Origin of the sequence: Solibacillus sp. FSL W7-1464 (assembly GCF_038004425.1) — a bacterium.
Classification (GTDB): Bacteria; Bacillota; Bacilli; order Bacillales_A; family Planococcaceae; genus Solibacillus.
On sequence record NZ_JBBORC010000001.1, the window covers coordinates 2,884,114 to 2,904,974 of the forward strand.

Sequence of the window (20,861 nt, forward strand, 5' to 3'; positions counted from 1 at the left end):
TGATCACCTCCTATTTAGTACTATAAAGGTTGACGCAACGTGAAGGTCAATCGTGAATTAACTTTTTTGATAAAAAAGAAGCTAACCTAAATTTCAGGTTGCTTCAATTAACTTTTGTTTCATTCTCGGGATAAACTCAAGCAAATAACTTTCAGGCAGTGTAGACATTTGCTCCAGTCCGATTTGCTTCGTTTCATAATGACGTTTTTCATTTATGTATTTATAACCCGATACTTCAATTTTCTTTATTTTACTGGTCGCGAGCAATATAAATTGATTTAAGTCAACAGAGTATATACCATCCAGTTCTTCTCGTTGAAGAGTGAACTGCTCAATTCCTCCCCTTAACTCATATATAAACACATTTGCAAACTCATAATCCTTAATTTTTTCATTGTCTATACTGTACGGAATGACCCCAAGAGATATTAATTGCGAAAACCTAACGTTAATCCCTACTTCTTCCTCTAATTCGCGTACACCATCTTCAACCGTCTCCGATGCGAGTATATGACCGGCTGCTGTAATATCAAATTGATTTGGATAATCCTTTTTATTTTTACTTCTCAACTGTAAATAAATGCGCCATTCAGAATCTGTTCTTTCAATAATCCAGCAATGAAATACTTCATGCCAATAACCGTTTGCATGAATGAAATCACGTTGTTCAATACCAGTTTGCTTATAATATTGATCAAATACTTTTAAATATTCGTTCACTGGAATCTCTCCTTTTTATACAAAAAAACGCTAAGTACATGTAAAAGTACTTAGCGTTTCCGCTTTTCTATGTATGACCCGTACGGGATTCGAACCCGTGTTACCGCCGTGAAAGGGCGGTGTCTTAACCACTTGACCAACGGGCCGATGGCGGAGACAGAGGGATTTGAACCCTCGCGCCGCTTACGCGACCTACACCCTTAGCAGGGGCGCCTCTTCAGCCTCTTGAGTATGTCCCCAAAAATAGAAAAAATGGCTCCGAAGGCAGGACTCGAACCTGCGACCTGCCGGTTAACAGCCGGATGCTCTACCAACTGAGCTACTTCGGAATAATACTATGGTGGGCCTAAATGGACTCGAACCATCGACCTCACGCTTATCAGGCGTGCGCTCTAACCAGCTGAGCTATAGGCCCTATTTAAAAACTGGAGCGGGTGATCGGAATCGAACCGACAACATCAGCTTGGAAGGCTGAGGTTTTACCACTAAACTACACCCGCAAATGGTGGGTTTGGACGGAATCGAACCGCCGACACTTAGAGCTTCAATCTAATGCTCTACCAACTGAGCTACAAACCCACAAATGGCGGTCCCGACCGGGATCGAACCGGCGATCTCCTGCGTGACAGGCAGGCATGTTAACCGCTACACCACGGGACCATTTGGTTGCGGGGGCAGGACTTGAACCTGCGACCTTCGGGTTATGAGCCCGACGAGCTACCACTGCTCCACCCCGCGATAATATGATGGTTGAATCTGTTTAAAGTACCCAGTTTGTAAAAATGGAGGAGGTAGAGGGATTCGAACCCCCGCGCGGTGTTACCCGCCTGTCGGTTTTCAAGACCGATCCCTTCAGCCAGACTTGGGTATACCTCCATTATGATTAGTACGTTAACTGGTGGACCTTACAGGACTCGAACCTGTGACCGGACGGTTATGAGCCGTCTGCTCTAACCAACTGAGCTAAAGGTCCTTTAAGATGGCGGCAGAGGGAGTCGAACCCACGACCTTTCGGGTATGAACCGAGTGCTCTAGCCAACTGAGCTACACCGCCAGGATCTTTATTTTGGTTACAAAAAATATGGTGGAGCCTAGCGGGATCGAACCGCTGACCTCCTGCGTGCAAGGCAGGCGCTCTCCCAGCTGAGCTAAGGCCCCATAAATGATGGTCGGAATGACAGGATTCGAACCTACGACCCCTTGGTCCCAAACCAAGTGCTCTACCAAGCTGAGCTACATTCCGAAATAATATGGCGCGCCCGGCAGGAGTCGAACCCACAACCTTCTGATCCGTAGTCAGACGCTCTATCCAATTGAGCTACGGGCGCATATTGTTTATTGTAAAGATGGTGCCGAGGGCCGGAATCGAACCGGCACGGTGATCACTCACCGCAGGATTTTAAGTCCTGTGCGTCTGCCAGTTCCGCCACCCCGGCATTTTTTGGAGCGGAAGACGAGGTTCGAACTCGCGACCCCCACCTTGGCAAGGTGGTGTTCTACCACTGAACTACTTCCGCAAAATGCATAAGATATTTTTACTCTGACAGTATTATGAAATTAAAATGGTGCGGGTGAAGGGAGTCGAACCCCCACGCCTTGCGGCGCTAGATCCTAAGTCTAGTGCGTCTGCCAATTCCGCCACACCCGCAGCAGACAATATAAAAACTGGTGAGCCATGAAGGACTCGAACCTTCGACCCTCTGATTAAAAGTCAGATGCTCTACCAACTGAGCTAATGGCTCTCTAAATGGTGCCGGCGAAAGGAGTCGAACCCTCGACCTACTGATTACAAGTCAGTTGCTCTACCAACTGAGCTACACCGGCATTTAGAAATGGTGGAGGATGACGGGCTCGAACCGCCGACCCCCTGCTTGTAAGGCAGGTGCTCTCCCAGCTGAGCTAATCCTCCAATGGGTATATGCTGATTATTTTTTCGTAACCGCATGTCCTTTCTCTTAAGGACAAGATTTATATTATCATTACTTTTTTTATAATGCAATACCTTTTTTGAAATTATTTTTATAAAATATATTTATTTTCTAATTTTTCCATTTATTCATCTATGTTGCAGATGAAAACGTTTACTTAGTATAACGAAATTCTAATATGTTTCACTTACTTTATCAAGACTTGTTTTTAATATTTATAAATCATTCTGATATAATTATTAATATTACTTATAAATATTTAGTGTTTTAGAATATACGACTACTTATTTATACATTTTATATACTAAAGCTGTCAAGAAAATATCCGTACATTTATCATTATTTTTTAAAGTAATGATAGAATAACCATTTTAAAGATTTCCACCTATTGGTTTCTAAATGTACTCTTTATCTTTATATTTTTTCCAGTGTTTTTCAATGTTTTATGTTATTCTATCATAATAATATTCATATTAAAATGCACTTAAAATGATGCTATTTCGTTAGCTGATGTTTGTACCTGCCGTAGCTTTATTTAGAAACTACGAATCTGATGTTAAATCCTTGTTATCGCCTTTTAAATTGCTTTTACCAGCTTTTTGTTAAGCCGGGGATATGAATACCTCTACATACATTATTCGTAGAAAATCGGTTTAAACAGTCCTCTAAACTAGCGGCAACTAAACTATTTGCATTGTCATTCCAACTTTCATTAAATAACCGGAAAACCTCTGTTCCTTTTCCCAAGCAGTAGCCATTAAATTATATTCGTCTAAAGTGAATTCCGGTTGCCGGTTAATTGACTCAACACAGGTTTTATAATTAAGAAATTATTCAACCCTTGAAAATAGCAGCATTGTTTATTATCTTAAGAGAGCTTTTAACGCAAATCGAGTAGGAGGCTAGCCATTAATTGGCTAGCCGACCTCTCACACCACCGTACGTACGGTTCCGTATACGGCGGTTCAACCTTTTGAGTATCTTTGCTCGTAAAATTGGGACAGGTCTTTCAGTCCCCATTTTACGAGCCTTTTATTTGGAATGGCTTGGTGTAGAACCTCGCTTCGTGATATTCGCCAGTACCCTTTTCTTGAATGCGCCGTTTTCATCGCTTCATCATGTTGGATTCCGTATTGGCGTAATTTCACATATTTAGTTCGTGGTAGCTTCCACCGTTTCCATATTAATTGACGTAAGCGATGGTTTAACCATCCCTGTAATTCTTGGATGAAAGTTTTCATGTTGGCAACTCCATAGTAATTAATCCAACCAACCGTTGTTTGATTGATTCTTTTCACAATCTCACTAAATGTCCCTGTTCGTTTACGACTCGTCAGTATTCTTAGCTTATCTTTTAGTCGTTTCTTGGCGGACTTGATTGGTCGGTATCCCACTTTCCCGACAGATTTTGTAGATGAAACCCTAAGAATGTAGCTGCTGTTGCGCCACACACTTTACTTTTCTGCTCATTGATTGTGAGACCCAGTTCATCTTCGATAAAATTCTTGACACTGGTCATGACGCGTTCACCTGCTCTTGGTGACTTTACATAAATCACAAAATCATCCGCATAGCGAATGAATCGGTGTCCTCGTTTTTCTAACTCTCTATCTAGCTTGTTTAAATACACGTTTGCTAGAATTGGAGAGAGTGGACCCCCTTGGGGTGTACCTTCTGTCGTTTCAATGAGGATGTCCTTGTCCAATATGCCTGAGCGTAAGAATTTCCATATTAGCTTAAGTACTATTTTATCTGTTATGAATTCTTCCAAATAAGCTCGTAGTCGCTGGTGATGAATCGTATCGAAGTAACTTTTCAAGTCACAGTCCACCACTGTTCGATAACCTTCCTCGTAATATTTCTTAGCGAGGGCAATTGCCTGGTGTTGGTTTCGACCTTTTCGAAAGCCAAAACTTTTGTCTGAAAAGTGTGGATCAATTATTGGTTGGATGACTTGTAGAATGGCTTGTTGAACAACTCTGTCCAATACACATGGTATACCTAGATATCGTTTGGAGCCATCCGCTTTTGGGATAGCTACTCGTTTCACTGGTTGAGGTTGGTAGGAACCATCTTTTAATTTCCTTTTCAATGGTTCCTCATATTTTATTAAATGCGCCTTCAGTCCATCAACCGTGATACCATCGATTCCAGGTGCTCCTCCATTTCCTTTTACTTTCTTATATGCATTCCATAGGTTTCTATGGGACGCAATTCTGTCAATTAAATTGATACTTTCTTGTTTCTTCATTTCCATGTTTACATCCCTACACGCTCTTATATACTCTTTCGCTTCCAGCTTATCCCTCTATAAGTAGCCATCTATTCGGTCTATACCTTGATGTTTTCTGTGTTTTGGCGGGATGTCTCCACCTCCTTGTTTCTTTCAAGATTTAAAAGATTGTTCGGCCCTTCATCTTTTGTCGAAGACTACTATGGCTTCTGCTGACTTCTCTTGATTCATCCATTTATCACTAAACAAATTGTTAATTGAATAACCCTCAAGAGACCTCCCCGGGTAAGCACAACCGCCTTCCTCTCATGTAACTGCCAGATTTACTGTATGGGATTTGGGCAGTATTGGACTTCGCTTTGTTTGGCAAGCTCATCCGTCCCAAGTCAGCCTTTTATCTGATTTCTGTTCGTCAGTTCGAGAGTTTGCGTCCGACTTCCTTCAGATTCCACGTCACCATGGACACCCTTGTCTTTCGCTAACAGTTCCTACTGCCAAGCCTGTAGTGGACTTTCACCACCAGGCTGTTGTGCATGCCGGGCACACCAAAAAAAACGCTAAGTACATATAACAGTACTTAGCGTTTTCCGCATTTCTATGTATGACCCGTACGGGATTCGAACCCGTGTTACCGCCGTGAAAGGGCGGTGTCTTAACCACTTGACCAACGGGCCGATGGCGGAGACAGAGGGATTTGAACCCTCGCGCCGCTTACGCGACCTACACCCTTAGCAGGGGCGCCTCTTCAGCCTCTTGAGTATGTCCCCAAAAATAGAAAAATGGCTCCGAAGGCAGGACTCGAACCTGCGACCTGCCGGTTAACAGCCGGATGCTCTACCAACTGAGCTACTTCGGAATAATATGGTGGGCCTAAATGGACTCGAACCATCGACCTCACGCTTATCAGGCGTGCGCTCTAACCAGCTGAGCTATAGGCCCTATTTAAAAACTGGAGCGGGTGATCGGAATCGAACCGACAACATCAGCTTGGAAGGCTGAGGTTTTACCACTAAACTACACCCGCAAATGGTGGGTTTGGACGGAATCGAACCGCCGACACTTAGAGCTTCAATCTAATGCTCTACCAACTGAGCTACAAACCCACAAATGGCGGTCCCGACCGGGATCGAACCGGCGATCTCCTGCGTGACAGGCAGGCATGTTAACCGCTACACCACGGGACCATTTGGTTGCGGGGGCAGGACTTGAACCTGCGACCTTCGGGTTATGAGCCCGACGAGCTACCACTGCTCCACCCCGCGATAATATGATGGTTGAACCTGTTTAAAGTACCCAGTTTGTAAAAATGGAGGAGGTAGAGGGATTCGAACCCCCGCGCGGTGTTACCCGCCTGTCGGTTTTCAAGACCGATCCCTTCAGCCAGACTTGGGTATACCTCCATTATGATTAGTACGTTAACTGGTGGACCTTACAGGACTCGAACCTGTGACCGGACGGTTATGAGCCGTCTGCTCTAACCAACTGAGCTAAAGGTCCTTTAAGATGGCGGCAGAGGGAGTCGAACCCACGACCTTTCGGGTATGAACCGAGTGCTCTAGCCAACTGAGCTACACCGCCAGGATCTTTATTTTGGTTACAAAAAATATGGTGGAGCCTAGCGGGATCGAACCGCTGACCTCCTGCGTGCAAGGCAGGCGCTCTCCCAGCTGAGCTAAGGCCCCATAAATGATGGTCGGAATGACAGGATTCGAACCTACGACCCCTTGGTCCCAAACCAAGTGCTCTACCAAGCTGAGCTACATTCCGAAATAATATGGCGCGCCCGGCAGGAGTCGAACCCACAACCTTCTGATCCGTAGTCAGACGCTCTATCCAATTGAGCTACGGGCGCATATTGTTTATTGTAAAGATGGTGCCGAGGGCCGGAATCGAACCGGCACGGTGATCACTCACCGCAGGATTTTAAGTCCTGTGCGTCTGCCAGTTCCGCCACCCCGGCATTTTTTGGAGCGGAAGACGAGGTTCGAACTCGCGACCCCCACCTTGGCAAGGTGGTGTTCTACCACTGAACTACTTCCGCAAAATGCATAAGATATTTTTACTCTGACAGTATTATGAAATTAAAATGGTGCGGGTGAAGGGAGTCGAACCCCCACGCCTTGCGGCGCTAGATCCTAAGTCTAGTGCGTCTGCCAATTCCGCCACACCCGCAGCAGACAATATAAAAACTGGTGAGCCATGAAGGACTCGAACCTTCGACCCTCTGATTAAAAGTCAGATGCTCTACCAACTGAGCTAATGGCTCTCTAAATGGTGCCGGCGAAAGGAGTCGAACCCTCGACCTACTGATTACAAGTCAGTTGCTCTACCAACTGAGCTACACCGGCATTTAGAAATGGTGGAGGATGACGGGCTCGAACCGCCGACCCCCTGCTTGTAAGGCAGGTGCTCTCCCAGCTGAGCTAATCCTCCAATATTCTAGCGAAGCGACGTCCTACTCTCACAGGGGGAAGCCCCCAACTACCATCGGCGCTAAAGAGCTTAACTTCCGTGTTCGGTATGGGAACGGGTGTGACCTCTTTGCCATCATCACTTCACTTGCACATGGATGTGCTGGCGTCTACGTTACCACAGGACGTGGTGCTTTTAGTAGACGTTCCTTAATTGGCTTCCAATACACGAAGTGTCTTGAAACCCTTAAAAGAATTTTCATTCTTTCAAAACTGGATAAACGTTTCATTGAATTTTTGCAATAAAATGTGGTTAAGTCCTCGACCGATTAGTATTCGTCAGCTGCATACGTCACCGCACTTCCACCTCGAACCTATCTACCTGATCGTCTTTCAGGGGTCTTACTTACTTGCGTAATGGGAAATCTCATCTTGAGGGGGGCTTCATGCTTAGATGCTTTCAGCACTTATCCCGTCCATACATAGCTACCCAGCGATGCCTTTGGCAAGACAACTGGTACACCAGCGGTATGTCCATCCCGGTCCTCTCGTACTAAGGACAGCTCCTCTCAAATTTCCTACGCCCACGACGGATAGGGACCGAACTGTCTCACGACGTTCTGAACCCAGCTCGCGTACCGCTTTAATGGGCGAACAGCCCAACCCTTGGGACCGACTACAGCCCCAGGATGCGATGAGCCGACATCGAGGTGCCAAACCTCCCCGTCGATGTGGACTCTTGGGGGAGATAAGCCTGTTATCCCCGGGGTAGCTTTTATCCGTTGAGCGATGGCCCTTCCATGCGGAACCACCGGATCACTAAGCCCGTCTTTCGACCCTGCTCGACTTGTAGGTCTCGCAGTCAAGCTCCCTTATGCCTTTACACTCTACGAATGATTTCCAACCATTCTGAGGGAACCTTTGGGCGCCTCCGTTACTCTTTAGGAGGCGACCGCCCCAGTCAAACTGTCCGCCTGACACTGTCTCCTACCCCGCTAAGGGGCATGGGTTAGAAGTTCAATACAACCAGGGTAGTATCCCACCGACGCCTCCTTCGAAGCTGGCGCTCCGAGATCTCTGGCTCCTACCTATCCTGTACAAGTTGTACCAAAATTCAATATCAGGCTACAGTAAAGCTCCACGGGGTCTTTCCGTCCTGTCGCGGGTAACCTGCATCTTCACAGGTACTATAATTTCACCGAGTCTCTCGTTGAGACAGTGCCCAGATCGTTACGCCTTTCGTGCGGGTCGGAACTTACCCGACAAGGAATTTCGCTACCTTAGGACCGTTATAGTTACGGCCGCCGTTTACTGGGGCTTCAATTCACAGCTTCGCTTGCGCTAACCGCTCCTCTTAACCTTCCAGCACCGGGCAGGCGTCAGCCCCTATACGTCACCTTACGGTTTTGCAGAGACCTGTGTTTTTGCTAAACAGTCGCCTGGGCCTATTCACTGCGGCTTCTCTAGGCTATGCACCCAAAGAAGCACCCCTTCTCCCGAAGTTACGGGGTCATTTTGCCGAGTTCCTTAACGAGAGTTCTCTCGCACACCTTAGGATTCTCTCCTCGACTACCTGTGTCGGTTTGCGGTACGGGCACCTCTCACCTCGATAGAGGCTTTTCTTGGCAGTGTGAAATCAGGAACTTCGCTCATACGAGCTCGTCATCACAGCTCAACGTTATAGTATGCGGATTTGCCTACATACACGCCTTACTGCTTGAACACGCGCAACCAACGGCGTGCTTACCCTATCCTACTGCGTCCCCCCATTTCTCAAACGGTGAGGAGGTGGTACAGGAATATCAACCTGTTGTCCATCGCCTACGCCTATCGGCCTCGGCTTAGGTCCCGACTAACCCTGAGCGGACGAGCCTTCCTCAGGAAACCTTAGTCATACGGTGCATGGGATTCTCACCCATGTTTCGCTACTCATACCGGCATTCTCACTTCTAACCGCTCCACCAGTCCTTCCGGTCTGACTTCAACGCTGTTAGAACGCTCTCCTACCACGCATACTCAAAGTATGCATCCACAGCTTCGGTGAATCGTTTAGCCCCGATACATTTTCGGCGCAGCGTCACTCGACCAGTGAGCTATTACGCACTCTTTAAATGATGGCTGCTTCTAAGCCAACATCCTGGTTGTCTAAGCAACGCCACATCCTTTTCCACTTAACGATTACTTGGGGACCTTAGCTGGTGGTCTGGGCTGTTTCCCTCTTGACTACGGATCTTATCACTCGCAGTCTGACTCCCGTGTATAAATATCCGGCATTCGGAGTTTGTCTGAATTCGGTAAAGCGAGATGCCCCCCTAGTCCAAACAGTGCTCTACCTCCGGTATTCTCAATCACGAGGCTAGCCCTAAAGCTATTTCGGAGAGAACCAGCTATCTCCAGGTTCGATTGGAATTTCTCCGCTACCCACACCTCATCCCCGCACTTTTCAACGTGCGTGGGTTCGGGCCTCCAGTGAGTGTTACCTCACCTTCACCCTGGACATGGGTAGATCACCTGGTTTCGGGTCTACGACCACGTACTAATTCGCCCTATTCAGACTCGCTTTCGCTGCGGCTCCGTCTTCTCAACTTAACCTCGCACGTAATCGTAACTCGCCGGTTCATTCTACAAAAGGCACGCTATCACCCATTAACGGGCTCTAACTACTTGTAGGCACACGGTTTCAGGATCTATTTCACTCCCCTTCCGGGGTGCTTTTCACCTTTCCCTCACGGTACTGGTTCACTATCGGTCACTAGGTAGTATTTAGCCTTGGGAGATGGTCCTCCCGGATTCCGACGGAATTTCACGTGTTCCGCCGTACTCAGGATACACTCTGGAGGGAATGGACTTTTGACTACAGGGCTTTTACCTCGTCTCGCGGACCTTTCCAAGTCGCTTCGTCTAATCCATTCTTTTGTAACTCCGTATAGAGTGTCCTACAACCCCAAAGAGCAAGCTCTTTGGTTTGGGCTCTTCCCGTTTCGCTCGCCGCTACTCAGGGAATCGAATTTTCTTTCTGTTCCTGCAGGTACTTAGATGTTTCAGTTCCCTGCGTCTGTCTTCAACACGCTATGAATTCACGTGAAGATACTATCCGATTAAAGATAGTGGGTTCCCCCATTCGGAAATCCCCGGATCAAAGCTTACTTACAGCTCCCCGAGGCATATCGGTGTTAGTGCCGTCCTTCATCGACTCCTAGTGCCAAGGCATCCACCGTGCGCCCTTATTAACTTAACCAAAAGTTAACACTTGGATAAAATCCAAGATTTAAGTTTACACGTCAATTGCTTGACTTGTTTAAATATCTATAAAATAGAAATTTGATTTATTGCTTTCAATGTCGTTTTATCCAGTTTTCAAAGAACGAAGCAGCTGACTTCAATCACATCGTGACAAAGCTTCACTGATTTTGCTTCATGCAGCTTTGCGACGTAAGCGCAAGCGTCAGGAGCAAGTTATTGAAGTGTTCCATTCAATTAAGAATGAACCTTCAAAACTGAACAGCAACCGTTAATGTTTCATTCCCCGAGGGAATGATTCCGAAATAATCCTTAGAAAGGAGGTGATCCAGCCGCACCTTCCGATACGGCTACCTTGTTACGACTTCACCCCAATCATCTATCCCACCTTCGGCGGCTGGCTCCATAAAGGTTACCTCACCGACTTCGGGTGTTACAAACTCTCGTGGTGTGACGGGCGGTGTGTACAAGGCCCGGGAACGTATTCACCGCGGCATGCTGATCCGCGATTACTAGCGATTCCGGCTTCATGTAGGCGAGTTGCAGCCTACAATCCGAACTGAGAACGGTTTTATCGGATTAGCTCCCCCTCGCGGGTTGGCAACCGTTTGTACCGTCCATTGTAGCACGTGTGTAGCCCAGGTCATAAGGGGCATGATGATTTGACGTCATCCCCACCTTCCTCCGGTTTATCACCGGCAGTCTCCTTAGAGTGCCCAACTGAATGATGGCAACTAAGAATAAGGGTTGCGCTCGTTGCGGGACTTAACCCAACATCTCACGACACGAGCTGACGACAACCATGCACCACCTGTCACCGTTGCCCCCGAAGGGGAAACTATGTCTCCATAGTGGTCACCGGGATGTCAAGACCTGGTAAGGTTCTTCGCGTTGCTTCGAATTAAACCACATGCTCCACCGCTTGTGCGGGCCCCCGTCAATTCCTTTGAGTTTCAGTCTTGCGACCGTACTCCCCAGGCGGAGTGCTTAATGCGTTAGCTGCAGCACTGAGGGGCGGAAACCCCCCAACACTTAGCACTCATCGTTTACGGCGTGGACTACCAGGGTATCTAATCCTGTTTGCTCCCCACGCTTTCGCGCCTCAGTGTCAGTTACAGACCAGACAGTCGCCTTCGCCACTGGTGTTCCTCCAAATCTCTACGCATTTCACCGCTACACTTGGAATTCCACTATCCTCTTCTGCACTCAAGTTCCCCAGTTTCCAATGACCCTCCCCGGTTGAGCCGGGGGCTTTCACATCAGACTTAAGGAACCACCTGCGCGCGCTTTACGCCCAATAATTCCGGACAACGCTTGCCACCTACGTATTACCGCGGCTGCTGGCACGTAGTTAGCCGTGGCTTTCTAACAAGGTACCGTCAAGGTAGCGCCAGTTACTACGCTACTTGTTCTTCCCTTGCAACAGAGTTTTACGAACCGAAATCCTTCTTCACTCACGCGGCGTTGCTCCATCAGACTTTCGTCCATTGTGGAAGATTCCCTACTGCTGCCTCCCGTAGGAGTCTGGGCCGTGTCTCAGTCCCAGTGTGGCCGATCACCCTCTCAGGTCGGCTACGCATCGTTGCCTTGGTGAGCCGTTACCTCACCAACTAGCTAATGCGCCGCGGGTCCATCTTATAGTGACAGCAAGACCGTCTTTCAACTTCAAAACATGTGTTCAAAAGTGTTATTCGGTATTAGCCCCGGTTTCCCGGAGTTATCCCAATCTATAAGGTAGGTTACCCACGTGTTACTCACCCGTCCGCCGCTAAAATTTTAAAGGTGCAAGCACCAATAAAATTTCCGCTCGACTTGCATGTATTAGGCACGCCGCCAGCGTTCGTCCTGAGCCAGGATCAAACTCTCCATAAAAGTAGTTTGAAAGCTCATTTGCTTTGCTAGCGATCCAACTTCGTTAGAAGTTGGAATCTATTGTTTGCTTCATTTAAGAAGCTTGTTTCATTAACGTTGCTTGTTCAGTTTTCAAGGTTCATCGTGCTCCCAAAAGGAACTTCTCAATGTTATCATTTCATAACTATCATGTCAATAACATTTTCTAATATTCTTTCGCTTCAATAGCGACTTCCAATAGTATATTACAATGTTTTATTGAAGTCAATAATTATTGTGAAATATTTTTGAAGTAACCATCCTCTTGAGGACAAGTAATAATATACCCCAAAAGGATAGTTGAAATCAAGCTTTTTTTCTAAATAACTTTTTCAAGTCTACTACAAACAACATAATCCCCAAAATAACAATCAATCCGCCTACAATTTGCGAAACAGTCAAATATTCATTGAAGATAAAGATTGCAAGTAACGCTGCACCCACCGGTTCGAATAAAATCGCAATCGAAATGACATTCGTACTTGTCCATTTCAATGCCCAGTTGAAAAGATTATGCCCTAATAAGTTTGGAATAATCGCCAATAAAATAAACCACATCCAATCAATCGCCGGATACGGACCGAATGATTCCCCTTTTATAATAATATAAAAGAATAAAGTAATTGTACTTACGGAATACACGACCATTGTGTAAGTAACAAGTGATAATCTTTTCCGTACATCTTGCCCGAACAATAAATAACCTGTTATTAAGGCACATGCAATCAATGCTAATATATCCCCGTAAAGTGCCGTACCGCTAATTTTGAAATCTCCCCAGCTAATAAGGACGCTGCCTAAAATAGCAACGCCCCCTGCAATGAATGTCTGGAGCGTTATTTTTTCTTTGAAAAATAAATACGTCCCAATAAATGCAAATAGCGGCTGCATTGTTACCAATACAGTAGAGCTGGCTACAGAAGTGTAATTTAATGATTCAAACCATAATATAAAATGAAATGATAAAAATACCCCTGCGATTGAAGAAAATACCCAATCACGTTTTGACAGTACTTTTATTTCATTGCTATATTTCATTAAAAACCACGGGAGCATTATCAATATCGAAAACAGCATACGGTAAAATGCAATAACTCCAGCATCTGCACTTGCAAGTTTTACAAAAATCGCAGAAAGGGAAACAGAGATTACCCCAATTATTATAGGAATATACGGGTGGATTGGTGGTCTTTCCACTAAAACCCCTTCTTTCTATATATCTATATTATCTAATACGAAATATTTTGTGATACCTCATATTCACATTATCAAACTATACCTTATTAAAGATTTTTTTTCGAGAGGATTTGAATTCCATTTTATATGAAGGAGATGTTTGGATATGGAATGGTTAGCGAATGATAAATTTACGGTAGAAATTTTATTAAAATTACTAATTGCGGCTACACTAAGTTTAATAATTGGTATCGAAAGGGAATTGAAAAAGAAACCAGTCGGTCTAAAGACAAGTTTAGTAATCGCGACATTCAGTTGTTTACTTACAATCATCTCAATTGAGACTGCCTATTCAACTCCTGCTCGGGACGATATTAACATTACGATGGATCCATTGCGTTTAGCCGCGCAAATTGTAAGCGGTATTGGTTTTTTAGGAGCCGGTGTTATTTTGCGTAAAGGGAATGACAGTATTACCGGGCTTACGACAGCCGCCATGATTTGGGGAGCCGCCGCTATCGGAATTGCTGTAGGCGCAGGTTTTTATATTGAAGCATTTATTACGGTCCTTATTGTCGTATTGGGAATTGAACTTCTTGCTCCCTTCCTATTGAGGTTCGGTCCAAAACGTCTAAGAATGCGCGAAGTTTCTTTAATTATTAATACCGACCAGGCAGACAATATAAAAAATGTCGTCGATTATCTGAGGGAGCATGATATGTATATCGATAATATTTCAATTCGAGATGTACCATTTTCCGAAAAATTATTACATGAAATCGATATACGATTATCTACCGTCGAAACGAACCATACTATCGAACTTTATAACCGGCTCCGAAAATTGGATTATGTAGTAAATATTAAAATTGAATATTTAGATTAACGGAGGAAAACGCAATGGGAGAACTATTTAAATTACTCAAAGATGGTAATAAACCATCCTTACTAGCTGCATTCGTCAATACATTTTTAGGTACGATTAAAGGGGTTGCTTTCTTCTTTACAGGAAATGTTGCCATGTTTGCCGAAATGATGCACTCTTTCGGGGACGCCGCCAACCAATTTTTCGTATTCATCGGCTCCGCCCTGGCAAAAAAGGCTCCTACTCCAAAATTTCCGAATGGATACGGACGTATTGTTAACTTAGTCTGTTTGGGCGCCGTTTTAATTGTAGCAATCCTTTCATATGAAACAATTAAAGAAGGATGGCATCATTTTATGCATCCTGCAACGGAATCATCCGGAATTTGGATTGCCCTTAGTGTATTGGCAATCGGTATCATTCTAGAAGCTTTTGTTTTAAATAAAGCCGCAAAAGAAGTACTTCATGAAGTTGGTGTCGAACCTAAAGGGATTATAATTCTCCAGTCCGCAAAATATTTAAAGCGCGCAAAACCGGCGACAAAACTTGTTTGGATGGAAGACTTAGTGGCAACAACAGGTAATGTGCTCGCGTTTTTAGCAATTGTCATTGCGTATTTCACAGATTTTTACCGATTGGAAGGATTTATTTCAATGATAATCGGTTTAATGATGTTTTACGTAGTAGGCCGTGTCTTTTTAGATAATGCACGTGGAGCGATCGGTGAAACAGACGAGGAAATGCTGGTTCATATCGGGAATCTTGTCATGGAAGATCCTAATGTAACGGATATCGCACGACTTGAAGTAATTAAAGAAGGCGAATTTTTACATGTCGAGCTCATTGCGGAAACAGATCCGAATCTGTCACTCGCTTATTTGGATGATGTACGAGACCATTTAACAACACTGCTGCTAAATCAAAAAGGCGTGACAAAAGTTACGATGGCGTTTGATGAAGATAATGGCGAACGCAGCTGGACCCATACCGCAACAAAACCCGAATCAGAAAAAGGCATGATTTAATCAATAAAAGGAAGCTGGTCCTATTCGACCGCTTCCTTTTTTCACGTTCTTATAAAGACATTTCTAAAATTTTGCGTACATCGTCTGCTTCAAGTTTGTTGAAGTTACCGAATGGACCATACACCATACAATGTTCCACCATCTGGTCGAAGTATGTCGCATCAATTTCGTAGTCAGCCAAGCGATTCGGGGCACCAAGAGATGTCCAGAATGCAGATAATGCGTCAATACCTTCCAATGCAACTTGTTCCTCTGTTTTGTTTGTCGGATCAACATTGAATACATTAACCGCTATTTTTGCAAAACGGGACGGATTCACATGTAAATTATGCTTCATCCAGTTCGGGAACAAAATAGCTAAGCCGCCAGCATGTGCAATATCGTAATACGCTGAAACTGCATGCTCGATATTATGTGTTGCCCAGTCACCACGTGAACCTAATGCCAGGAAACCATTTAAGCCGATTGTCCCTGCAAGCATTAATGTTTCACGATGCTCATAGTTGGACGGATCTTTCAATGCTTTTGGCGCAACATCAATCAGCGTACGTAAAATCCCCTCACTCATTTCATCTGTAATCGGCGTGTTTGTCGCATTGTTAAAATACTGTTCAAAAATATGCGACATTGTATCAACAACACCATTTACCGTTTGGTTTGCCGGCACTGAATAAGTATAAGATGGATCTAAAATCGAGAATTTCGGGAAAGTTGCCGGACTGCCCCAACCATACTTCTCTTTTGTTTCTAAATTCGTAATAACCGAACCCGAGTTCATTTCAGATGCTGTCGCAGCTAATGTTAACACAGTCGCCAATGGTAATGCTTCAGTTGCCATTACTTTTCTTGTGACGATATCCCAAGCATCCGCTTCCACCTTTGCACCAGCAACGATTAATTTAGCGCAGTCAATTACCGAACCGCCCCCTACTGCCAATACGATATCTATCTGATTTTCTTTACAAATTTCAATACCTTTACGCGCTGTTTCTACACGAGGGTTTGGCTCGACACCCGATAATTCGAAAACGTTCATATTCAAGTCATCTAAAATGGCCATAATATCATCGTATACACCATTCGATTTAATACTTCCTCCACCATAAACAATTAAAATGTTCTGGCCGTATTGCGGAAGTTCTTTTCGTAAATGTTCGATACTCCCTTTACCAAAATGAATCTTTACCGGATTGTAAAATGAAAATTCGTTCATCAATGGTTCCCCCTATTTTTCAAAAAAGTCCCACTCCATAATAGGAGTGAGACTTAATAATATAATGATTATACCCATCCACGGAAGCGAGAGGCCTCGGCAGTGCGGCGTACACCTACCATATATGCAGCTAAACGCATATTAATATTGCGGTTTTGTGCTGTTGTGTAGACATTTTCAAACGCTGCAGTCATTTTTGAATATAATTTTTCACGTACTTCTTCTTCCGTCCAATAATAACCCATATTGTTTTGAACCCACTCAAAGTAAGACACTGTTACACCACCGGCAGATGCTAAAACGTCCGGTACAAGAAGAATACCGCGCTCTGTTAAAATCTTTGTCGCTTCAGCTGTTGTTGGACCATTTGCTGCCTCCACAACGATGTTTGCTTTAATTTGATGTGCGTTGTCCGCTGTAATTTGATTTTCAATGGCAGCAGGCACTAAAATATCGCAATCCAGTTCCAGAAGCTCTTTGTTTGAAATTGTATTTTCAAACAATGTCGTAACCGTTCCAAACGAATCACGGCGATCTAATAAGTAATCGATGTCCAAGCCGTTCGGATCATGCAACGCACCGTGTGCATCTGAAATACCAATAACTTTTGCACCTAAATCACTCATGAACTTCGCTAAGAAACTACCTGCGTTACCGAAGCCCTGAATAACTACTCGTGCACCTTTAATATCGATGTTGCGTTTTTTTGCAGCTTCTTCGATGACAATTGTAACACCTTCCGCAGTTGCACGGTCGCGACCTTGCGATCCGCCAAGTACGATTGGTTTACCTGTAATGAATCCTGGCGAGTTAAATTCATCCATACGACTGTACTCATCCATCATCCAAGCCATAATCTGAGCATTTGTAAATACGTCCGGAGCCGGAATATCTTTTGTTGGACCAACTACTTGACTGATTGCACGAACATAGCCGCGACTTAATCGTTCAATTTCGCCCATCGACATTTCGCGCGGATCACAGATAACGCCACCTTTACCTCCACCATATGGAAGATCAACAATGCCGCATTTTAACGTCATCCACATCGAAAGCGCTTTCACTTCCTCTTCCGATACCATAGGGTGGAAGCGTACGCCACCTTTTGTTGGGCCTACTGCATCATTATGCTGTGCACGATAGCCGGTAAATACTTTTGTTGTCCCGTCATCCATTTTCACAGGTATACGCACACTCAACATACGAATCGGTTCTTTCAACAATTCATACATTGCTTCATCATAGCCTAGTTTATTTAATGCCTCATGAATTACTTCTTGAGTTGATGTAAATAAGTTCAAATTTTCAGCCATTTTATAATTCGCCTCTTTAAATTTTGATGTATTTGGGTCTTTCCGCCAACATTGTAACATACTTTATTCAGACTTTGTTAAATATTTAGCCACATTTTATACACTTTTAATATTTCCGTTGATAATAAACAAAGAAAGCGCTTTTTTCATAAAATTTGCTCAAAACCGACCTATTTTATCCATAAAAAAACATGTTCAATTTACTTGAATATAAATTGAACATGTTCTGCTTAATGTCCGGATTGTTCGATCCAATCTTTCAATTTTTCTTTTAAAATTTGAAAGCCGTCCGCATCCACTTCATCAACCCGATCTTGCAAAGTACGCCGAGGCGGCATGTCCTTTTTTCGATGAAACGGTACTTCCTGCAATTCGCGAATCGATAAGCTTATTTTTTTTTGATCTGTATCCACATCCAGAACTTTAACTTGTATTTCATCCCCGACGGATAAAAAATCACTTACATCCTTCACAAAACCGTATGTGATTTCAGAAATATGCACAAGTCCCTGCGTATATTCATCTAAAGCAACAAAAGCTCCGTATGGTTGAATTCCTGTCACTTTACCCGTTAGCACGTCACCCACTTCAATTTTTTTTGCCATACTTTGTTCCTACCTTCTTTTCGTATATACGTAAATGTCATGTTAAATTATAACATATGAGATGGGCTGTAACAAAGAATCGCCTTAATCTAGCGTTTTTAATGCATTAAATAAGAGTCCTTTTAAAAAAATATGAAATTTTTTTCTCTTTCAATTTACTCTTCCGATAAATTCACAAAACTTTTTGCTAAATACGTGATTTGTACTGTAAAATGAGTACTTGCATATATATGAGGAGGTTTTGTTTTGTCATCTAGAGATCAATTTACATCTAAGATAGGATTCATCCTTGCGGCAGCAGGAAGCGCAATCGGTCTTGGCGCGATTTGGAAGTTCCCCTATATGGCGGGTACGAATGGCGGTAGTGTATTTATTATTTTGTTTGTTATATGTACTGTTTTAATTGGCTTGCCGATATTGATTGCGGAATTTATGATTGGACGACGCGGTCAAAAAGATCCGATTACATCGTTTAAAGAGCAGGCTCCAAATAAACCTTGGTTTATGATCGGTTGGATTGGCCTTGTGGCATGTGGGTTAATATTATCCTTCTATAGTGTTGTAGGTGGTTGGATATTAAGCTATATACTTCGGGCAATTAGTTTTTCACTTACAGGACAAGGGGCTGATTTCAGCACTTTGTTTTCAGATATTATTTCGAATCCTTGGGAAGTATTGATCGCACAAGCTGCTTTCATGCTTTTAACATTATTCATTGTTCAAGCCGGAATCAAAAACGGAATTGAAACTGCAAGTAAGTGGATGATGCCGATTTTATTCTTATTTTTCATTTTACTGTTTATCCGTTCCATTACATTGGAAGGTGCGATGGAAGGCGTTAAGTTCATGTTCATTCCAGACTGGTCATACTTGAACGGCGATACGTTAATGTTAGCGTTAGGTCAAGCCTTCTTCTCTCTTAGTATTGGAGTTGCGGCAATGATTACATACGCCTCTTATTTATCTAAGAAAGAAAAAATTGTAACTTCTGCAGCAAATGTAGCGAGTATGAATATCGCGATTTCATTATTGGCGGGACTTGTTATATTCCCGGCAGTATTCGCATTAGGCTTCTCTCCTACAGAAGGTCCGGGATTAGTATTTATTATGATTCCAGCTGTTTTTGAACAATTGCCGTTTGGCGGGTTTTTGTTGCTTGTATTTTTCATCCTGCTTCTGTTTGCGACAGTTACTTCAGCGATTGCATTACTGGAAGTGGTCGTTTCAATAGGTATTCGGGAAAAAACAGCTCAGCGTAAAAAAGCTTCCTGGTTGTTTGCGTCAATTATATTTGTCATCGGTATTCCCAGTGCATTATCATTCGGAATTCTATCGGACATCACCGTTTACGAACGTTCCATTTTTGACTTTGTCGATTATGTAACGAGCGCGATTTTAATGCCGATCGGTGCCTTTTTAACTTCTATTTTTGCCGGATATTATTATTCAAAGAAAATATCTCGTGAAGAAATGCAGGCATCACCAGTTGTTTATCATTGCTGGCTGTTCATTGTACGCTATGTAGCCCCACTATCAATTGCGGCTATCTTTATTAACAAAGTTTTCTTTAGTTAAGCTAGAAAAACTTGTTCGATATAAAATTCGGACAAGTTTTTTTATTTTTACAATTAAGAGGACTATATACGTTGTTGTTCATATGATAGTAAACATATACGGGGGAGGAGACGGGAAATGAAATTGCAGTTTCAGGAACAGTTAAAAACTTTACGCTCGGAAAAGAATTTATCAATTGAAGAGCTTTCATTACGAACACAAGTAAGTATGGAAAAACTGACAGCCTACGAAAACGGTGAGCAAATTCCTTCAACCCAAACCATTTTAATTTTATCGACTGTTTTGGAAGTACCGGTTTCTAACTTAATCGACGGATTACATTAAAATGCGGGCGACCTCAATTTACAGGTCGCCTGCATTTTTAAATAATACACTTCGCTTCGAATTTTACGGCAATTAACTTATATGCGATGGCAACACATTGCTCGAAAGGAATCCATTGTTCAAAAGAGTATTCATAAACTCTTTGAATGACTTTCGCCAATGTTGTTGGATCGTCAATATTTTGAAGCGCTGCGACAACATCTGCCGTTTCAGTAGCATAGCTTTCGGAACCGTATCTAAAAGGATCCCACTGCTCCAATAACTGTACACACTTTTGATTCATTTCAATATTATCCATTTGATTCACCTAACTACCTCTTATAATAGTTAGTATGATACCATA

The 20,861-nt window shown here is 43.6% G+C and carries 12 protein-coding genes, 40 tRNA genes and 3 rRNA genes; 4 read left to right on the forward strand and 51 right to left on the reverse strand.

Annotation, left to right across the window (positions count from 1 at the left end):
- Positions 1-93: 93 nt before the first annotated feature.
- The 47 genes from MKZ25_RS14200 to MKZ25_RS14430 form a co-directional block, all read right to left on the reverse strand.
- Positions 94-720, reverse strand: coding sequence for an NUDIX hydrolase (locus tag MKZ25_RS14200; RefSeq protein ID WP_340802107.1), 627 nt, complete (start codon positions 718-720; stop codon positions 94-96).
- A 74-nt stretch (positions 721-794) separates the two neighbouring features.
- Positions 795-866: transfer RNA gene (locus MKZ25_RS14205), tRNA-Glu, on the reverse strand.
- Positions 867-868: 2 nt separating this feature from the next.
- Positions 869-959, reverse strand: a tRNA-Ser gene (locus MKZ25_RS14210).
- 14 nt (positions 960-973) lie between these two features.
- Positions 974-1,049, reverse strand: a tRNA-Asn gene (locus MKZ25_RS14215).
- A gap of 9 nt (positions 1,050-1,058) precedes the next feature.
- Positions 1,059-1,135 (reverse strand) — tRNA-Ile (locus MKZ25_RS14220).
- 11 nt (positions 1,136-1,146) lie between these two features.
- A tRNA-Gly gene (locus tag MKZ25_RS14225) sits at positions 1,147-1,220 on the reverse strand.
- Positions 1,221-1,223: 3 nt separating this feature from the next.
- Positions 1,224-1,299, reverse strand: a tRNA-Phe gene (locus tag MKZ25_RS14230).
- 5 nt (positions 1,300-1,304) lie between these two features.
- Positions 1,305-1,380 (reverse strand) — tRNA-Asp (locus MKZ25_RS14235).
- Between the two features lie 3 nt (positions 1,381-1,383).
- A tRNA-Met gene (locus tag MKZ25_RS14240) sits at positions 1,384-1,458 on the reverse strand.
- Between the two features lie 45 nt (positions 1,459-1,503).
- A tRNA-Ser gene (locus MKZ25_RS14245) sits at positions 1,504-1,596 on the reverse strand.
- 20 nt (positions 1,597-1,616) lie between these two features.
- Positions 1,617-1,693, reverse strand: a tRNA-Ile gene (locus MKZ25_RS14250).
- A gap of 7 nt (positions 1,694-1,700) precedes the next feature.
- A tRNA-Met gene (locus tag MKZ25_RS14255) sits at positions 1,701-1,774 on the reverse strand.
- 28 nt (positions 1,775-1,802) lie between these two features.
- Positions 1,803-1,878 (reverse strand) — tRNA-Ala (locus tag MKZ25_RS14260).
- Positions 1,879-1,886: 8 nt separating this feature from the next.
- Positions 1,887-1,963: transfer RNA gene (locus MKZ25_RS14265), tRNA-Pro, on the reverse strand.
- 8 nt (positions 1,964-1,971) lie between these two features.
- A tRNA-Arg gene (locus MKZ25_RS14270) sits at positions 1,972-2,048 on the reverse strand.
- Between the two features lie 19 nt (positions 2,049-2,067).
- Positions 2,068-2,156 (reverse strand) — tRNA-Leu (locus MKZ25_RS14275).
- 6 nt (positions 2,157-2,162) lie between these two features.
- Positions 2,163-2,237, reverse strand: a tRNA-Gly gene (locus tag MKZ25_RS14280).
- A gap of 46 nt (positions 2,238-2,283) precedes the next feature.
- Positions 2,284-2,368, reverse strand: a tRNA-Leu gene (locus tag MKZ25_RS14285).
- 18 nt (positions 2,369-2,386) lie between these two features.
- Positions 2,387-2,462, reverse strand: a tRNA-Lys gene (locus tag MKZ25_RS14290).
- A 6-nt stretch (positions 2,463-2,468) separates the two neighbouring features.
- A tRNA-Thr gene (locus MKZ25_RS14295) sits at positions 2,469-2,544 on the reverse strand.
- Between the two features lie 9 nt (positions 2,545-2,553).
- Positions 2,554-2,629: transfer RNA gene (locus tag MKZ25_RS14300), tRNA-Val, on the reverse strand.
- A gap of 984 nt (positions 2,630-3,613) precedes the next feature.
- Positions 3,614-4,099: a group II intron maturase-specific domain-containing protein gene (locus MKZ25_RS14305; RefSeq protein WP_340801943.1), complete on the reverse strand. Its 486-nt coding sequence runs from the start codon at positions 4,097-4,099 to the stop codon at positions 3,614-3,616.
- Complete coding sequence (gene ltrA / locus MKZ25_RS14310) at positions 4,003-4,899, reverse strand: group II intron reverse transcriptase/maturase (protein WP_340799763.1); 897 nt, start codon at positions 4,897-4,899, stop codon at positions 4,003-4,005. Before ltrA ends, MKZ25_RS14305 begins: the two co-directional genes overlap by 97 nt.
- Positions 4,900-5,483: 584 nt before the next feature.
- Positions 5,484-5,555: transfer RNA gene (locus MKZ25_RS14315), tRNA-Glu, on the reverse strand.
- 2 nt (positions 5,556-5,557) lie between these two features.
- Positions 5,558-5,648: transfer RNA gene (locus MKZ25_RS14320), tRNA-Ser, on the reverse strand.
- A gap of 13 nt (positions 5,649-5,661) precedes the next feature.
- Positions 5,662-5,737: transfer RNA gene (locus MKZ25_RS14325), tRNA-Asn, on the reverse strand.
- A gap of 6 nt (positions 5,738-5,743) precedes the next feature.
- Positions 5,744-5,820 (reverse strand) — tRNA-Ile (locus MKZ25_RS14330).
- 11 nt (positions 5,821-5,831) lie between these two features.
- A tRNA-Gly gene (locus MKZ25_RS14335) sits at positions 5,832-5,905 on the reverse strand.
- 3 nt (positions 5,906-5,908) lie between these two features.
- Positions 5,909-5,984 (reverse strand) — tRNA-Phe (locus tag MKZ25_RS14340).
- A 5-nt stretch (positions 5,985-5,989) separates the two neighbouring features.
- Positions 5,990-6,065 (reverse strand) — tRNA-Asp (locus tag MKZ25_RS14345).
- Between the two features lie 3 nt (positions 6,066-6,068).
- Positions 6,069-6,143 (reverse strand) — tRNA-Met (locus tag MKZ25_RS14350).
- Positions 6,144-6,188: 45 nt separating this feature from the next.
- Positions 6,189-6,281 (reverse strand) — tRNA-Ser (locus MKZ25_RS14355).
- A gap of 20 nt (positions 6,282-6,301) precedes the next feature.
- Positions 6,302-6,378, reverse strand: a tRNA-Ile gene (locus MKZ25_RS14360).
- Between the two features lie 7 nt (positions 6,379-6,385).
- Positions 6,386-6,459, reverse strand: a tRNA-Met gene (locus MKZ25_RS14365).
- A 28-nt stretch (positions 6,460-6,487) separates the two neighbouring features.
- Positions 6,488-6,563, reverse strand: a tRNA-Ala gene (locus tag MKZ25_RS14370).
- Between the two features lie 8 nt (positions 6,564-6,571).
- Positions 6,572-6,648, reverse strand: a tRNA-Pro gene (locus tag MKZ25_RS14375).
- A gap of 8 nt (positions 6,649-6,656) precedes the next feature.
- Positions 6,657-6,733: transfer RNA gene (locus tag MKZ25_RS14380), tRNA-Arg, on the reverse strand.
- 19 nt (positions 6,734-6,752) lie between these two features.
- Positions 6,753-6,841, reverse strand: a tRNA-Leu gene (locus MKZ25_RS14385).
- A 6-nt stretch (positions 6,842-6,847) separates the two neighbouring features.
- Positions 6,848-6,922 (reverse strand) — tRNA-Gly (locus MKZ25_RS14390).
- Positions 6,923-6,968: 46 nt separating this feature from the next.
- Positions 6,969-7,053, reverse strand: a tRNA-Leu gene (locus tag MKZ25_RS14395).
- Between the two features lie 18 nt (positions 7,054-7,071).
- Positions 7,072-7,147, reverse strand: a tRNA-Lys gene (locus tag MKZ25_RS14400).
- A gap of 6 nt (positions 7,148-7,153) precedes the next feature.
- Positions 7,154-7,229 (reverse strand) — tRNA-Thr (locus MKZ25_RS14405).
- A gap of 9 nt (positions 7,230-7,238) precedes the next feature.
- Positions 7,239-7,314, reverse strand: a tRNA-Val gene (locus tag MKZ25_RS14410).
- A 9-nt stretch (positions 7,315-7,323) separates the two neighbouring features.
- Positions 7,324-7,439: ribosomal RNA gene (rrf, locus tag MKZ25_RS14415) — 5S ribosomal RNA — on the reverse strand.
- A 162-nt stretch (positions 7,440-7,601) separates the two neighbouring features.
- Positions 7,602-10,530, reverse strand: a 23S ribosomal RNA gene (locus MKZ25_RS14420).
- Positions 10,531-10,848: 318 nt separating this feature from the next.
- Positions 10,849-12,404, reverse strand: a 16S ribosomal RNA gene (locus tag MKZ25_RS14425).
- The 16S, 23S and 5S rRNA genes sit together here with 20 tRNA genes alongside, the layout of an rRNA operon.
- Before the next feature lie 324 nt (positions 12,405-12,728).
- On the reverse strand, positions 12,729-13,619 hold the full coding sequence (locus MKZ25_RS14430) for a DMT family transporter (RefSeq protein WP_340802108.1): 891 nt from the start codon (positions 13,617-13,619) through the stop codon (positions 12,729-12,731).
- A gap of 145 nt (positions 13,620-13,764) precedes the next feature.
- Between MKZ25_RS14430 and MKZ25_RS14435 the strand changes: the two genes are divergently transcribed.
- Together MKZ25_RS14435 and MKZ25_RS14440 are read left to right on the forward strand one after the other, a co-directional pair.
- Complete coding sequence (locus tag MKZ25_RS14435; RefSeq protein ID WP_340802109.1) at positions 13,765-14,484, forward strand: MgtC/SapB family protein; 720 nt, start codon at positions 13,765-13,767, stop codon at positions 14,482-14,484.
- A 14-nt stretch (positions 14,485-14,498) separates the two neighbouring features.
- Positions 14,499-15,488, forward strand: coding sequence for a cation diffusion facilitator family transporter (locus tag MKZ25_RS14440; protein WP_340802110.1), 990 nt, complete (start codon positions 14,499-14,501; stop codon positions 15,486-15,488).
- Between the two features lie 49 nt (positions 15,489-15,537).
- On the opposite strand, the gene MKZ25_RS14445 is transcribed toward MKZ25_RS14440, so the two are convergent.
- From MKZ25_RS14445 to yugI, 3 genes are all read right to left on the reverse strand, one after another.
- On the reverse strand, positions 15,538-16,701 hold the full coding sequence (locus MKZ25_RS14445; RefSeq protein WP_340802111.1) for an iron-containing alcohol dehydrogenase: 1,164 nt from the start codon (positions 16,699-16,701) through the stop codon (positions 15,538-15,540).
- A 68-nt stretch (positions 16,702-16,769) separates the two neighbouring features.
- Complete coding sequence (locus MKZ25_RS14450) at positions 16,770-18,014, reverse strand: Glu/Leu/Phe/Val family dehydrogenase (protein ID WP_340802112.1); 1,245 nt, start codon at positions 18,012-18,014, stop codon at positions 16,770-16,772.
- A gap of 230 nt (positions 18,015-18,244) precedes the next feature.
- Entirely contained in the window at positions 18,245-18,619 is a 375-nt protein-coding gene (gene yugI / locus MKZ25_RS14455) for a S1 domain-containing post-transcriptional regulator GSP13 (RefSeq protein WP_340802113.1), read from the reverse strand.
- A 246-nt stretch (positions 18,620-18,865) separates the two neighbouring features.
- Here yugI and MKZ25_RS14460 point away from each other — a divergent pair, with 246 nt between their 5' ends.
- Positions 18,866-20,194: a sodium-dependent transporter gene (locus MKZ25_RS14460; RefSeq protein ID WP_340802114.1), complete on the forward strand. Its 1,329-nt coding sequence runs from the start codon at positions 18,866-18,868 to the stop codon at positions 20,192-20,194.
- Positions 20,195-20,311: 117 nt separating this feature from the next.
- Complete coding sequence (locus tag MKZ25_RS14465; protein ID WP_340802115.1) at positions 20,312-20,518, forward strand: helix-turn-helix domain-containing protein; 207 nt, start codon at positions 20,312-20,314, stop codon at positions 20,516-20,518.
- 37 nt (positions 20,519-20,555) lie between these two features.
- Here the strand turns inward: MKZ25_RS14465 and MKZ25_RS14470 are convergent, their stop codons facing one another.
- Positions 20,556-20,816, reverse strand: coding sequence for a DUF1871 family protein (locus tag MKZ25_RS14470; protein ID WP_340803027.1), 261 nt, complete (start codon positions 20,814-20,816; stop codon positions 20,556-20,558).
- Between the last annotated feature and the right edge of the window lie 45 nt (positions 20,817-20,861).

Excerpts from the sequence above, each read along its gene's own strand:
- MKZ25_RS14440 (WP_340802110.1), top strand. The coding sequence starts at position 14,499 with ATGGGAGAACTATTTAAATTACTCAAAGATGGTAATAAACCATCCTTA.
- ltrA (WP_340799763.1), bottom strand. The coding sequence starts at position 4,899 with ATGAAGAAACAAGAAAGTATCAATTTAATTGACAGAATTGCGTCCCAT.
- MKZ25_RS14465 (WP_340802115.1), top strand. The coding sequence starts at position 20,312 with ATGAAATTGCAGTTTCAGGAACAGTTAAAAACTTTACGCTCGGAAAAG.
- yugI (WP_340802113.1), bottom strand. The coding sequence starts at position 18,619 with ATGGCAAAAAAAATTGAAGTGGGTGACGTGCTAACGGGTAAAGTGACA.
- MKZ25_RS14435 (WP_340802109.1), top strand. The coding sequence starts at position 13,765 with ATGGAATGGTTAGCGAATGATAAATTTACGGTAGAAATTTTATTAAAA.
- MKZ25_RS14470 (WP_340803027.1), bottom strand. The coding sequence starts at position 20,816 with ATGGATAATATTGAAATGAATCAAAAGTGTGTACAGTTATTGGAGCAG.
- MKZ25_RS14445 (WP_340802111.1), bottom strand. The coding sequence starts at position 16,701 with ATGAACGAATTTTCATTTTACAATCCGGTAAAGATTCATTTTGGTAAA.
- MKZ25_RS14450 (WP_340802112.1), bottom strand. The coding sequence starts at position 18,014 with ATGGCTGAAAATTTGAACTTATTTACATCAACTCAAGAAGTAATTCAT.